This is a genomic window from Armatimonas sp., from assembly GCF_043760365.1.
In the GTDB taxonomy this organism is placed as follows: domain Bacteria; phylum Armatimonadota; class Armatimonadia; order Armatimonadales; family Armatimonadaceae; genus Armatimonas.
In genome coordinates this window covers 1-13,702 of the sequence record NZ_JAYUPA010000486.1, presented here as the reverse complement: position 1 = coordinate 13,702, position 13,702 = coordinate 1, and the positions used below count along the sequence as shown (strand labels likewise).

14 protein-coding genes are annotated in these 13,702 nt (G+C 58.3%); 9 read left to right on the top strand and 5 right to left on the bottom strand.

Translation table 11 applies throughout. The annotated features are described in order from the left end of the window. Window positions 1-122 precede the first annotated feature (122 nt). Together ACH2EH_RS11430 and ACH2EH_RS11425 are read right to left on the bottom strand one after the other, a co-directional pair. The gene (locus ACH2EH_RS11430; protein WP_395141757.1) at window positions 123-968 is read right to left on the bottom strand and encodes a DUF1559 domain-containing protein; all 846 of its coding nucleotides are present in this window, start codon (window positions 966-968) and stop codon (window positions 123-125) included. A gap of 75 nt (window positions 969-1,043) precedes the next feature. Further along, window positions 1,044-1,994 carry an AEC family transporter gene (locus tag ACH2EH_RS11425; RefSeq protein WP_395141755.1) on the bottom strand — a complete coding sequence of 317 codons (951 nt, stop codon included), beginning with the start codon at window positions 1,992-1,994 and terminating at the stop codon, window positions 1,044-1,046. Window positions 1,995-2,077: 83 nt separating this feature from the next. Here ACH2EH_RS11425 and lexA point away from each other — a divergent pair, with 83 nt between their 5' ends. Further along, window positions 2,078-2,689: a transcriptional repressor LexA gene (gene lexA / locus ACH2EH_RS11420; protein WP_309697587.1), complete on the top strand. Its 612-nt coding sequence runs from the start codon at window positions 2,078-2,080 to the stop codon at window positions 2,687-2,689. A gap of 210 nt (window positions 2,690-2,899) precedes the next feature. Here lexA and ACH2EH_RS11415 read toward each other — a convergent pair whose 3' ends face one another. Continuing rightward, window positions 2,900-3,949 (bottom strand): M42 family metallopeptidase, encoded by a 1,050-nt coding sequence (locus tag ACH2EH_RS11415; RefSeq protein ID WP_395141753.1) that lies wholly within the window; start codon window positions 3,947-3,949, stop codon window positions 2,900-2,902. A 51-nt stretch (window positions 3,950-4,000) separates the two neighbouring features. On the opposite strand from ACH2EH_RS11415, the gene ispH reads away from it, so the two are divergent. From ispH to ACH2EH_RS11395, 4 genes are all read left to right on the top strand, one after another. After that, on the top strand, window positions 4,001-4,945 hold the full coding sequence (gene ispH / locus ACH2EH_RS11410; RefSeq protein ID WP_395141751.1) for a 4-hydroxy-3-methylbut-2-enyl diphosphate reductase: 945 nt from the start codon (window positions 4,001-4,003) through the stop codon (window positions 4,943-4,945). 9 nt (window positions 4,946-4,954) lie between these two features. Next, window positions 4,955-6,250 carry an alpha-L-fucosidase gene (locus tag ACH2EH_RS11405; protein ID WP_395141748.1) on the top strand — a complete coding sequence of 432 codons (1,296 nt, stop codon included), beginning with the start codon at window positions 4,955-4,957 and terminating at the stop codon, window positions 6,248-6,250. A gap of 67 nt (window positions 6,251-6,317) precedes the next feature. Further along, the gene (locus ACH2EH_RS11400) at window positions 6,318-7,142 is read left to right on the top strand and encodes an ABC transporter ATP-binding protein (RefSeq protein ID WP_395141746.1); all 825 of its coding nucleotides are present in this window, start codon (window positions 6,318-6,320) and stop codon (window positions 7,140-7,142) included. Next, window positions 7,139-8,455 (top strand): ABC transporter permease, encoded by a 1,317-nt coding sequence (locus ACH2EH_RS11395; protein ID WP_395141744.1) that lies wholly within the window; start codon window positions 7,139-7,141, stop codon window positions 8,453-8,455. The genes ACH2EH_RS11400 and ACH2EH_RS11395 overlap by 4 nt, the downstream gene beginning before the upstream one ends. Before the next feature lie 14 nt (window positions 8,456-8,469). Here the strand turns inward: ACH2EH_RS11395 and ACH2EH_RS11390 are convergent, their stop codons facing one another. Beyond that, window positions 8,470-8,775, bottom strand: coding sequence for a hypothetical protein (locus ACH2EH_RS11390; RefSeq protein WP_395141742.1), 306 nt, complete (start codon window positions 8,773-8,775; stop codon window positions 8,470-8,472). Window positions 8,776-8,835: 60 nt separating this feature from the next. Between ACH2EH_RS11390 and ACH2EH_RS11385 the strand changes: the two genes are divergently transcribed. Further along, window positions 8,836-9,540 (top strand): DUF1080 domain-containing protein, encoded by a 705-nt coding sequence (locus ACH2EH_RS11385; RefSeq protein WP_395141739.1) that lies wholly within the window; start codon window positions 8,836-8,838, stop codon window positions 9,538-9,540. On the opposite strand, the gene ACH2EH_RS11380 is transcribed toward ACH2EH_RS11385, so the two are convergent. Continuing rightward, entirely contained in the window at window positions 9,537-10,016 is a 480-nt protein-coding gene (locus ACH2EH_RS11380; RefSeq protein WP_395141737.1) for a hypothetical protein, read from the bottom strand. The two genes, ACH2EH_RS11385 and ACH2EH_RS11380, sit on opposite strands and share 4 nt — an antisense overlap. Before the next feature lie 181 nt (window positions 10,017-10,197). On the opposite strand from ACH2EH_RS11380, the gene ftsH reads away from it, so the two are divergent. The 3 genes from ftsH to ACH2EH_RS11365 all read left to right on the top strand — a co-directional run. Beyond that, window positions 10,198-12,195 (top strand): ATP-dependent zinc metalloprotease FtsH, encoded by a 1,998-nt coding sequence (gene ftsH, locus ACH2EH_RS11375; RefSeq protein WP_395141735.1) that lies wholly within the window; start codon window positions 10,198-10,200, stop codon window positions 12,193-12,195. 78 nt (window positions 12,196-12,273) lie between these two features. Beyond that, on the top strand, window positions 12,274-12,615 hold the full coding sequence (locus ACH2EH_RS11370; protein WP_309697849.1) for a hypothetical protein: 342 nt from the start codon (window positions 12,274-12,276) through the stop codon (window positions 12,613-12,615). A 20-nt stretch (window positions 12,616-12,635) separates the two neighbouring features. Continuing rightward, on the top strand, window positions 12,636-13,702 hold a 1,067-nt coding region (locus tag ACH2EH_RS11365; protein WP_395141734.1), incomplete at its 3' end, for a glucoamylase family protein.

The window sequence follows — 13,702 nt, the reverse complement described above, 5'->3', positions numbered from 1 at the left end:
GCTTCTTGCGTCCCAAACAGCTCATTCATACGCTCTGGTTCGTGAGGGGGCCGGGGAAATCCTGCGTTTTTGCACACGGTACTCGTACGAAAGACCGTGCAGAGCCTGCCCGCACCGAAAAACTAGGGTGTCAGACGGCGATCCCACATCGACCACTGCACTAAATTCCCCTGCATTTTATAGGTCTGGGTATAGCGCATCCACTTCGCATGACCATCACCAAAGATGGAGTTGAAGCCCCCCGCATGGTAGACCTTGTCGTTGTTGGCGGTACGCTGGGCAGTGGGCAAGTATCGGAAGAGGGCATCAGGGCTCACAATCTGGACACTCAAACCCGGCTGGATCGAGGGCTGGTAGGCTCCGCCGACAAAGTCACCTGGGCCATGGTAGTGCACCCCACCAGCATGACAGAGCCCTCGGCCCTCGAAACGCTCCGTGATAATGATCGTGCTGGCGGGCTTGTCAATAGCCGCCTGCGATGCTCCCCAGTTGGGAGCCATCGTGCCTCCGGGAGAGTCTCCCGCCCCACCAACCAGAGTCGCAACGGTATTCATGCTCCGACGCGTGTTATCAAACCTATTCGCTCCTACAATGGTAGCGATCCCAGCAGGACACCAGTTTGGAACGGCGACATTTTTTGAGCCACCTGTCTGATCCGAAGGGCATCCATAAGCACCAATATTTCTAACATACGGGTGGATCAGCAGGCTCCAGGGATCTTGACGGGGATTGCCGTCATTAACTCCTAGAGAGATGCGCGAGGGGCAGAATTGCTCATCAAAGTCCTGCGCATACATCATGACCGCCAACCCAATCTGCCTGTTGTTAGAGAGGCAGCTGGTCTGGCGGGCCTTCTCACGGGCCTGGGCAAAAACAGGAAATAAAATAGCGGCGAGAATCGCAATAATGGCGATCACGACCAAGAGTTCAATCAGCGTAAAACCACGGTGGAAAGATCTCGACAACATTATCTAAACCTCCTGGCAGAAGTCATTTTTCTGGGAACTCTGCCAAAAAGATTATAAACAAGAAATAAATTACTGTCAAGTAGAGGGGACGCCGCCCAGGCGGATCACGACGGCCAGGATGATCGTCACTGTGATCGCCGCGAGGAGCGTGTTCCAGAAGACACACTCGGCGGCAAGCTCCACATCGCCTTTTTGCTCGATGGCCAGAAAGATGGAGTTTACTGCCGTCGGGCCCGCCGAAGCAACAATGAGCTGCGCACCGGGCCAGGGCCAGAGCCCGAGTTTCCAGACAACTAGCCCGGCCACAGCGGGCAGGCAGAGGAGTTTAAAGAACGCCACAGGGAGGATCAAGCGCCAGCGCGGCATGCGCCACTGGGTGGCTAGTTGGACACCCAGAGTGACAAGTGCGAGAGGCACCAAGCCATCAGAAACGAGATGCAGCGCGTAGTCAATCGGCTCTGGCAGGTGCAGCCCGGTTGCCCGCAACATTAGTCCCGCCGTCATAATATACAAAATCGGGAGCTTGAGAATCTCGACGACTCCCTGCTTCCAGCCGCTGCCCGTGATCGCCGCCGAGAGCCCGTAGCCGATCACCCAGAGCGAGAGATTGGCCGTCATGATGACCAGCGCCTGCACCTCGCCGCCGGGCTTACCAAAGGCGCGCAAGGCCACGGGAATCCCAAAATTGCCCGCATTGAAGATCACCGAGGCCAGCAGCACAACCGCCAGCTTCTCGCGCGGCACGCGTCTCCAGACCAGGAAGCCGTAGAGCGGCAGCGCCAGAAGCGCCTGGATCAGCAGAATCGCGCCCGCGATCCCCGCGATCTGCCCCAGCGTGAGCGTGGAGTCGGCGATATGCACAAAGAGAAACGCGGGAATGAAGAGATAGAGCTGGAGATTAGAGAGGCTTTGCATCTCAATGGGGTGCCGTTTCTGGAGCAAGGCTCCCAGCGCCACGAGGAGTAAAATCGGCGCAAGCACTTTCCCAAAGAGAAACCCGAACTCAACTAGCAGCTCACCCAGCATGGCGTCTATTGTATCGCGTGGCGAAAACAGGCAAACGTGTGTATACTTAACAAACAAACTTTTACCAGGAAGGAAGTGAGACTATGCTATCTACAAAACAACAAGAGATTCTGGAGGTGATCCGTCAAGCGCTCATGCGCGATGGGCAGGCTCCCACGGTGCGTGAGATCGGAAAGTTAACGGGTCTGCGCTCGTCGTGCTCCGTCCAGAAGCACCTGAACTCGCTTCAGGAAAAAGGCTACATAAAGCGCGACCCGTATAAGTACCGCTCGGTGGAGCTCCTCATGGACGGTGCCCCCATGACCCGGCGACGCACCGTCACCGTTCCCCTACTGGGCCGCGTGGCAGCAGGCGCACCGATCTTCGCGACGGAGAATATCGAGGAGAGCTACCCGCTCCCCGAGGCGTTCGTCCCCCGCGATGCCGACTGCTTCATGCTCAAGGTAAAAGGCGATTCGATGATGGACGCTGGAATCTTTGACGGCGACTTTGTCGTGGTGCGCAAGCAAGAGACCGCCAACGCCGGAGAGATTGTCGTGGCACTCATTGATGATGAAGCGACCGTGAAGACGTTTTACCCGGCGGGTGACAATGGGATTCGCCTCCAGCCGGAGAACCGCTACATGAAGCCTATTATCACCAAGAACGCCAGTATCATGGGCCGCGTGGTGCTCACCATGCGCCAGTACAGCTAGATCTTCGCCCCCGCGTTGTTTCGCCCCGATAAACCGGGGCGTCTTATTGTCCTCATTCTTCGGACACAAAGGGCGTCCCGCCCATAACCGAGTTAACTCGGTATGGCCCGAAGTGGCCTTCGTGTCGGAGCCTGCGAGGACAACAAGACGCCCCCGTTCATGGGGGCGAAAACAACGGGGGCGAAACAACGCGGGGGCGATTTCCAATTTTCAATACCCGTAGGTGCGGGTGTGGGCTTCCTCTAGCCAGGTGGCTAGAAGCTGAATGCTCGCCTCAATATCCGTAATCGCCGAGGACTCATTGACCGTGTGGACGTAGCGGCAGGGAGTCGAGAGCGTGAAGCTGGGGATGCCCCCGCGCACGCGTTGCATCCCGCCCGCATCGGTGCCGCCCCGGTTCAAAATCTCAAGCTGGTAGGGAATACTGTGCGCCTCCGCGACATCACGGAAGTGGCGCACGAGCTTCGGGTGGCACAGCAGCGACGAGTCCATGATCTTAATAGCGGTTCCCTTGCCCAGTGCCGTCACCTGCTCTGCCACATCGCCGCCGGGAATGTCCATGGCAAGTGTCTCATCCAGCGCAATGGCAATGTCCGGCTCAATCGCGTAGGCTGCCGGGGTTGCGCCGCGCAGGCCCACTTCCTCCTGCACGGTTGCCACGGCGTAGATATCGCACTGATGGGAGCTCATGGCACGGATCGCCTCAATCATAATAAAGACCGAGAGGCGGTTATCCAGAGTCTTGGACATGACATTGTGGCCGATCCGCTCACAGGTACGCGCCAGAGTCACCGGGTCACCGATCTCCACTTTCTTTTTTACTTCGTCGGCGGAAAGCCCTAAGTCCACAAACAATCCCTCCAGCTTAGGGGGCTTGCTCAGCTCCTCAGCGGTGGCGGTGTGGATCGGCTTGCTGGAGGGCATCAGCGCCCCAAGTAGCGACTCCCCGGCAAACCCATGCACCCAGACCCGCTGCGCCACTAAGTTACGCGGATCGAAGCCCCCGACCGGCTGCAGGCGAATAAAGCCCTTGTCGTCAATGTGCTTGACCATAAACCCGATCTCGTCCATGTGCGCCGCGATCAGAACTTTAGGGCCGCCGGTGCCCTTCTTGTGCCCGATCACATTGCCCATCACGTCCACGGAGATGGAGTCTACCAGCGGCGTCAGCGCCTCGATCACGACGTCGCGAATCGGCTCCTCACGGGAAGGAATCCCGGGCGTCTCGCAAAGTGTCTTGAGTAAATCAAAATTAAACATGGTGCGTATTGTACCTAAGCCGCCCAAAAAACGGCGGGTACAATGCTTTTGATGAACGTTCTTCTGGCGGGTCCGCGCGGCTTCTGTGCGGGAGTGGATCGGGCGATTGAGATTGTGGAGATCGCGCTGGAGATCTACGGTGCGCCGCTCTATGTGCGCCACGAGATCATTCACAACGAGCATGTTGTCGCGCGGCTCCGTGAGCGGGGCGTGATTTTCACGGACTTTCTCAGCGACGTGCCATCAGGGAGCAACTTGATCTTCTCGGCGCACGGTGTCTCGCCTGCGGTACGCGAGGAGGCAATCGCGCGGCAGCTCAATGTGATTGATGGCACCTGCCCGCTGGTGACAAAAATTCACTTAGAGGTCCATAAGTTCCTCAAGCGTGGCTACGGGATTTTCTTTATCGGGCACCGGGGCCATGTCGAGACCGAGGGGACGATGGGTGAGGCTCCGGGGAAGCTCATTCTTGTCTGTGAGGAGCACGAGGTGGCCGATTTAGCGGAGCCGCCCGACGAAAAGCTGATTTATTTAACTCAGACCACCCTCTCCATTGACGAAACCCGTGGCATTGTGGACGCGCTCAAGGCACGCTTTCCGAGAATGGAGAACCCGCCGTCGTCGGATATTTGCTACGCCACGCAGAACCGGCAGGACGCCGTGAAAGTGCTCGCGAAAAAAGCCGACACGATCTTTGTGATCGGCTCCCAGACATCGAGTAACTCCCGCAGCCTAAGGCAAGTGGCAGAGGCGCACGGAGCCCGCGCCTTTCTCATTGACGATGCGAGCTTTTTGACAGACGCCATGCTAGAGGGCGCACAGACTGTCGGCGTGACATCGGGCGCGTCGGCCCCAGAGGACATTGTCCAAGGCGTGCTGGAGGCGCTCAAAGCCCGTGGCGCTGAGAGTGTTGAGGAGTTTATCGTGCTGGAAGAAGACGTCGCATTCAAGCTCCCACCAGGCCTCGTGCAGCTCCAACGTCTACGATCAGGGTAAAATAGCCTCATGAAACGCATTGATGCTGAGCGCGAGCGGAGACTGGCCTGGTTCCGCGAGGCGCGCTTTGGGATGTTTATTCACTGGGGTCTCTACGCCGTGCCGGGCGGGGTCTGGAAGGGCCGCGATGTCGGCGGGGTCGGGGAGTGGATCTATAACTCCGCACAAATCACGGTTGCGGACTACGAACCGCTCCAGCAGCAGTTCAACCCCGTAAAGTTCAGCGCGAAAGAGTGGGTCGCCACCGCCAAAGACGCCGGGATGCGCTATATCGTCATCACCAGCAAGCACCACGACGGATTTTGTTTGTGGGACAGCAAGCTCACCGACTGGGACGTGATGGGCACGCCGTTTAAGCGCGATATTCTCAAAGAGCTGGCGGCGGAGTGCCAGAAACAGAAGATCAAGCTCTGCTTCTACCACTCCATCATGGACTGGCACCACCCCGACTATCTGCCGCGTCGTGGCTGGGACAAGCGCCCTGTCGCCGAGGCCAATTTTGCTCGTTATATCGCGTACATGAAGGGCCAGCTTAAAGAGCTTCTCACAGGCTACGGCCCGATTGGCATTGCCTGGTTCGACGGCGAGTGGGAAGGCACCTGGACGCATGCGCACGGCGAGGATCTGTATCAATTTGTTCGTGCGCTCCAACCTAATACCATCGTCAACAATCGGGTAGATAAAGGTCGCCAAGGCATGGCCGGAATGACCAAGGGCGATTTCGCGGGTGACTACGGCACGCCCGAGCAGGAGATTCCCGCCAACGGTTTTGGCGAGGGCGTGGATTGGGAGTCCTGCATGACGCTCAATGACACATGGGGCTTTAAGAGCAAGGACACAAACTGGAAGTCTACCGAGACGCTCCTTAAGAATCTCATTGACTGCGCCAGCAAAGGCGGCAACTACTTACTGAATGTTGGGCCAACTCCGGAAGGGACATTCCCACAGCCGATTATTGAGCGCCTGGGGATGATGGGCAAGTGGCTCAAAGCGCACGGCGAGGCGATCTACGGGACGCAGGCCAGCCCGTTTCCCAAACCGCTGCCCTGGGGCCGTGTGACGCGCAAGGGAAATAAACTCTATCTGCACGTCTTCAACACCAGCCAGCCAACCCTCCTGCTTCCTGGCCTAAAAACAAAAGTAAAATCCGCGCGGACACTGGGAAAAGAGCGTATCAGTGTTCCCGCGAGTGCCAGCCCAGAAGGGGTCACCCTCACTCTCCCCGAGTCGCTAAAAAACCAGCCTCTTCCCGTAATCGTCCTGGAGCTCGACGGCCCACCCACTGTGGAAGTAAGCGAAACATAAACGCCCCGTCTCATAGGTCTAAGAGATTTGCAACCAAATACCCTTCCCGAGTGTTCTTGCTTGTACGATGCTTGAACTGAAGAACCTGACCAAGCGCTACGGCGAACGGGTGGCCGTGGATCGGCTCTCGCTGAGCGTGAAGCGGGGGGAGCGCTTTGGTCTGCTCGGCCCTAATGGTGCGGGCAAGACCACGACCATCTCCATGCTGGTCGGGGCGCTCAAGCCCGATAGCGGCGAGATACTCTTTAATGGCGAGCCGCTCGCAGGTGAGAGTGACCCGCTCAAGCGCAAGATTGGTTATGTGCCCCAAGAGCTAGCCCTCTACGACGACTTAACGGCGGTGGAGAACCTGCGCTTCTTTGGCGCGATCTACGGGCTGGGAGGCACAAAGCGGAACGAGCGCGTCGAGGCAAGCTTAGAGCTGGCCGGGCTGACGGATCGGGCAAAAAATAAAGTACGGACGTTCTCGGGCGGGATGAAGCGGCGCTTGAACTTAGCGGCGGCGCTGCTGCACGAACCCGAGCTGCTGGTGCTCGACGAGCCGACGGTCGGGGTGGATCCGCAGAGCCGTAATGCGATTTTTGAGGCACTGGAAAAGCTCGCCGCCCAGGGAATAACGCTGCTCTACACCACCCACTACATGGAGGAAGTGGAGCGGCTCTGTGAACGGATCGCCATCATGGACCAGGGGCAGATTGTCGCCGAGGGCACTCTGGCCGAGCTCGGGGAGCTCTTACCACGAAAAGAGAGCGGCTCCATCACCCTGGAGAGTAATGCAGCGACCCTGGAACTTCTCAAGGCTCACGGGCTTACCTGGCGCGATACCGGCGAGCGCGGTGGCCTGGAATCCGTCTTTCTTCACCTGACCGGAAGGAGCCTGCGCGACGAATGAACCGAGTTTTCCGTGCCCTGATCGCCAACGACCTGCGCCTCTTTTTCTCTGACAAGCGGGCACTTGTCGCCACGATCTTTGTTCCCATTCTCCTCGCCTCATTTTTCGCCATGATCTTTGGTGGAGGCGGCGATGCAAAAAAGGCGACAATCGCCGTGCTGGTCGCGGATGCCGACCAGAGTAACGTCTCGCGAAAAATCATAGAGGGACTGAGAACTGAGGGGAGTTTTACCCTGACGCCAACCAGCGAAGAGGCAGCGCGGGCGGCAGTGGGGAGAGGGAAGGCATCCGTCGCGCTCGTGATCCCCAAAGACTTTGGCAAGCAATCCGCAAGCGCGATGTTCAACCCTATAGCACCGCGCCCCAAGCTCACGTTTCTCTACGACCCGGCACACAACGCGGATCTGCAGATGGCGCGTGGCCTCATGACCCAGCAGGTGATGCAGGTAGTCAGCCAGGAAGCCTTCTCTAACCCGGAAGTCAGCGGAATTGGTGATGCACTCAAGCTGGCTGAGGCAGACACGAGCCGCGATCCCCAGGAAAAATCCGCTCTCACGGAGCTGCTCCGCAGCGTCCAGAAGTGGCAAAACCGACCACCCAAGGCTGCAGAGAGTCGTGACTTCTCGCCCGGCATGGGCATGTCGAATCCCTGTGAGATGGAGAGCGAAGCGGTGGTCGCCAAAAACTCCAACGAGCCCAAGGATGCAAGTGGGGGCAAGGCGGGTGCAACCCACGTCTTCATTGGAATGGGGGTTCAGGGGCTACTCTTTTTCGCAATAGACTTTGCAATCGGGATGGTGCGCGATAGGCGGCTAGGGCTCTGGAAACGGCTAAGGGCCGCGCCGATCTCGCGTTTGATGCTCTTGGGAAGCCGCTGGATCTCGTCTACTCTGATCGGGCTGGTGGTTCTCTCCGCGGTGCTCGCCTTTGGAGCAATGCTCTATGGCATCCGGGTCAGTGGGAGTGTGGTCGGTTTTCTCTTGCTCGCTGTGGCATCGTCGTTGATGGTTGCGGCGTTCGGGATGCTGATCGCTGCGCTGGGCCGCACCGAGGGACAGTGCCGGGCATTTGCGGTTCCTGCTGTGCTGACCATGAGCTTTCTAGGCGGGGCATGGATTCCGACTTTCATGATGCCCGCCTGGGTGCAACCGATCTCACAGTTTCTCCCCACACGCTGGGCCGTAGATGGTTTTGACTTGGTCACTTGGCGCGGGCTGGGTCTTGTGGACATGCTCCCCTCGTTGGGAGTGGTACTTATTTTCGCTTTTGTCTTCGCCGGGTTCGCTCTGGCCCGGTTCCGCTGGGAAGACTAAGCAATCTGGGACGACTAAGCAATGATAAAGCGTCCGCTACGTGATCCCATCGTGGTGGCAAGACGCAGCTCGTACTCGCCGGGTACTGCATCTGTTGGTGTGTAGAGGAAGATCGCAAAATCCTCTTCCCGTTGCTGTACCAGCCCAATTGGACGCCAGATATCAGGAGCGGGGTCGGGCACAACAGTGCCGTAGTTGGAGCCTTGATAGACAATTTCCTCGCCACGCCAGATCTGAAAAGCGCCTCCGGTAGTTCGGTTGTTCTCAACAAGAGGAACACGTAGTTTTTTACCGGGGTGAATTTGGGGGAAAGAGGCCATCGCAAAATATTGTACCATGCCTACCTTGTTATCAAACAGGATTTTTGCTACACTAGTGGCATGCGATTCTTTCAAGATGGTTATACAGATACGCCTTTTCTGCCGGGCAATAAGTGGCGTGTTCATGACAAACTCCGTCCTCGTCCTGCCGTCGTGATGCCTCCGCCAGCGAGCCCCATGACTCCCGCGCCCGCGGATGCGAAAGTTCTGTTCGATGGCACCAACACCGATGCCTGGACTCGTCCCTGGAAGATTGAGGACGGCGCGATGGTGGTGACCAAGGGGCTAGGAAGCAACGAGACTCGTGAGAAGTTCGGAGATATGCAGCTTCATCTGGAGTTCGCCACCCCCGCAGAGGTCAAGGGAAATGGCCAGGGCCGAGGCAACTCCGGAGTGATCATCCAGGGTCGCTACGAGATCCAGGTGCTCGACTCCTATAACAACGAGACCTATGCGGATGGACAGTGTGGCTCGGTCTACGGTCAGAACCCACCGCTGGTCAACGCTAGCCGTAAGCCTGGTGAGTGGCAGACCTACGACATTCTCTTCACAGCGCCCCAGTTCGCCGCCGACGGGAAGCTGGAGAGCCCGGCCTTTGTCACGGTGATCCACAATGGCATTGTCGTGCAGAACCACCGGGAGATTCTCTGGCCCGTGGCACACCGGGATGTCAATAAATACACCTCCCACGGCCTCGCCCCCCTCCAGCTCCAGGATCATAACAACCCCACCCGCTTCCGTAACATCTGGGTGCGACCTCTCTAACGGCCATTTTTCGAGTCCGTCAGTGAGAAGTGGTAGCGGCGCGGTGTGTCTTCCTGGAGGAGACTGCGCTGATCTAGCTGGGCCACGGTGGCATAGTCCAGAATCCGAGGGGGGTGTGTTAGCCGCGCAAGGGGAAGTCCGAGGGGTTTCCCCCACCGCTCCAGGGGCGAGCTTGGCTGCCAGAGACGCTTCTTACCCAGGGTGCCTGACTCCTTGGTGCCGTCATCGGCAAACCGATGCCACTGCCAGCCTTCGCGTGTCTGTACAACCCAGAGCACCTCGGGCGGAAACGCCTGGGCGAGGCGTGGCGCAACCTCCTCCAAGCCCTCACCGAAAAGTGCCCGCCACGGAGGATCCCCTGTGGCATCGGAGATCCAGACACTATCGGGCAGAGCCTCCCCCCGCCGTGCAAGCCGCTCCAGAAAGCGCAATACTGCACCGGGTGACGGACTGCGAACAAAGAAAGCCTCCTGCACAGCGCTGAGTATACCTTGCTGCGGGAACCCTCCCGCGAAGGCGAGCGTACTAATTGGGATAGAGGGCGAGTGGAGAGAAGTACCGCGAAGCCCGATAATGCTTGCGTGGTATAATGCCCGTACTGTTGGCGGGGTGGCTCAGGCACTTTAGAGGCTCAGGCATCCCGAGGAGGCTTTCCGTTTGAACCGTACTTTACGGCTAGGTTTACTGGTTGTTTTCGCACTCGCCTTAGCGTTTTTCGTCAAGGTGACACTCTCGCGTACATCCTTACCCTGGTTCCCCCAACCGCAGCAGCTTGAATACAGTCAGTTCATTGAGAAAATCAACCAGGGCAATGTTATCGCTTCGGGGAATTTCCAAAAGAACATCTTTGTAGGCAAGTTTGTCCCGACACCCGGAGTTGCAGATAACAAGGTTGATTTCCAGGTAACACTTATCTCCAGTGATGTGGAGCGAAGCCGCCTCAGTAAGCTACTGACGGAGAAAAATGTTCGGTTTTCCCAAATCCCCGAAGGCCCGATGGACTACCTACTGGCGTCTCTCTTCCCCATTTTGGCTCTCGTACTGGGAGGCGTGGTGATCTATGTTATCTTTAGCCGCGCGGCCCAAAATGGCAACAACCAGGCGCTGAATTTCACCAAGTCACGCATCCGTCGCCCCAATGAGAACATCCCTAAAGTGACCTTCGACGATGTGGCGGGCGTGGACGAAGCCAAGCAAGAGCTCCAGGAAATCGTGGATTTCTTGAAGAATGCACGTCGTTTTCAGGCACTCGGCGCAAAGATTCCCAAGGGAGTTTTACTGCTGGGGCCTCCCGGCTCGGGCAAGACTCTGCTGGCACGTGCTATCGCAGGGGAGGCAGGTGTCCCCTTCTTCCATATCTCTGGCTCCGATTTTGTCGAGATGTTTGTCGGGGTGGGAGCGTCGCGTGTTCGTGACCTCTTTGACACCGCCCGGCAAAACCGCCCCGCACTCGTCTTTATTGATGAGATTGATGCCGTCGGTCGGCAGCGTGGAGCGGGCTGGGGCGGGGGCCACGACGAGCGTGAGCAGACCCTCAACCAGCTTCTTGTCGAGATGGACGGCTTTGATCCCAACTCGGGCGTGATCCTGATCGCTGCCACCAACCGCCCCGATGTTCTTGATCCCGCCCTTCTGCGCCCGGGACGTTTTGACCGCCGCGTGATGGTGGATGCGCCCGACCAGAAAGGCCGTGAGGCGATCTTGGCCGTGCACACCCGTGGGAAGCCCATGGGCGATGATGTTAACCTGGAGAGCATCTCCAAGCGCACACCGGGCTTCGCAGGCGCGGAGCTGGCCAACCTGGTCAACGAGGCGGCAATCTTAGCCGCACGCCGTGAGAAAACCAGGATCGAGATGGCTGAGTTTGAGGAGGCCATTGACCGTGAGATGATGGGTCCAGCCCGCAAGAATCGCCTGATGACCCCGGAGGCCAAGCGCCGAACTGCCATCCATGAAGCGGGTCATGCTCTCGTGGCGGAGCTGCTGGAGAACGCCAATCCCCTCCACAAAGTAACGATCCTGCCGCGGGGACGCGCTCTAGGCATCACGATCACACTGCCCACCGAGGATCGCTATAACCATACCAAGGCCGAGATGGAAGACCGTATCGCCATGGCACTGGGAGGGCGAATCGCGGAGATCATCACCTACGGCCAAGACGGTGGCCTCGACACGGGTGCCTCAAGCGACCTAGGCAATGTCACAGAGATCGCCCGCGCCATGGTCTGTGAGTTCGGGATGAGCGAGCGCCTGGGCAACCGCCAGATCGGTAAGCGCCACGGCGGAAACTTCCTCGGCCCCACCGGCATGATGGAGGAGCGAGACTACTCCGACGAAGTGGCTAAGATCGTAGACGAAGATATTCAGAGCATCATTGACCGCAACTACCAGCGTGCCGAGGATATTCTGCGCACGAACGGTATCGTCCTCGACCGCCTGGCCAATGCTCTTGTGGAGCGAGAGACCCTGGATCGCAACGAGTTCCTAGCCTTGATCCAGGATGCCATTGCCCCCACAACAGGTGGACGAAAGCCACAGCCACCGAGCAAGCCCCAGGAGCCACCCGCCCCTCCGGCACCATCGGAGCCCAGCGAACCCTCGGCGACACGCCCGAGTAACACACGGCCGCCACGCCTCGAACCGGGCATGGCCTAAAAAGAACAGGCATAGCCGAAAAAGAAAAAGACTACCGCCGGGCGAAACGCTTCACCCGGCGGTATTATTTTGTCTGGTATGAACGAAGATCGCGTCCCCACAAACTACAAGCTCATTCGGCTTGTCCGCACCCAGAGTAGCGAGGTCTATCTCATCTGGGATGAAGACCGGCGCATCGGGCAGATTGATCTGCACTATGCTCACGACACGATCCACGGCACCCTGCTTCTGGAAGTGGATCTGCCTATTGATCAGGAAGAGGGTCTCATCGCACAGATAGACGATGATATTGCGCAGTCGTATCTGCCCAACTTCGACCGTGAGGATTTTCTGATCACCGTCTTCCGTGGCGAGGAGATCAGCAACTACACGGATACCTCCGGTGCCGCCGATGATGAGCCCTTCGATGACGAAGACTAACCGATGACAAAGACTAACCGATGACGAAGGCTAGTCTCTCGCTGGAAACACTCGCCCATCGTGCGTTTGATTTTTTCTGGCACGAAACACACCCAGAGACCGGGCTTACCAAAGACCGGGCAAAGAACATCGGAAAAGCCGACAGCTACACGGTGGCATCGGTTGCCGCGACAGGCTATGCACTCGCGGCACTCCCCATCGGAGTAAGCCGGGGCTGGGTAACAAAAACAGACGCCGAGCGACGCGCACTTCTGACTCTACGTTTCCTCAGCGAGGGAATATCCCCCAATAAGGGTTTTTTCTACCACTTCCTTGACTGGCGCGATGGCAAGCGGGTCTGGAGCTGCGAGCTGTCCTCCATTGACTCCACGCTACTCTTCCTGGGCGCACTGGCCGCGGGACGCTTCTTCGGTGGAGAGTGCGCTGAGCATGCCGATGCACTGGTAGCGAGGGCGGACTGGCGCTGGATGCAGAATGCCGCGTCCGCCCCGAGCATGGGCTGGAAGCCGGAGTCAGGCTTCCTGGAGGCACGCTGGACAGGCTACACGGAGGCGAGCTATCTCTATCTCCTAGCATTAGGCGCTCCTGAGCACCCCCTCCCGCAGTCCTCCTGGGATGCCCTTACTTTCACGGAAAACGCTGCCGTGCCCGCCTTTTGGGCACAGATGACGCCGGGCTATGTCAACCTAAAGGGCTGGAAGGATCGCCAAGGACGTGACTGGTGGAAGATTTTCATGCGCTCCCATGAGGAAAATATCGCCTTCTGCGCCCAGAACGCAAAGAAATATGTAACTTACCGCGAGGGCATCTGGGGCATCACGGCGTGTGATCAGCCTCCCCCCGTTGGCTATGGTGCGCAGTCCCCACGGGAGGGCGATCACGACGGCACGGTCGCACCAACGGCTGCCTTGGCCGGTATTCTCTTCGTCCCAGAGCAAACAAGCAAAGCTCTCACTTCGCTCCAGCGGCGCTTCGGAGACAAAATTACCGGGCGCTACGGCCTCTCCAACGCCCTCAACGCCGATAAGAGCTGGTTCGACACCGATGTGATCGGCATTGATCTGGGAATGGCACTTCTTGCCTGGGA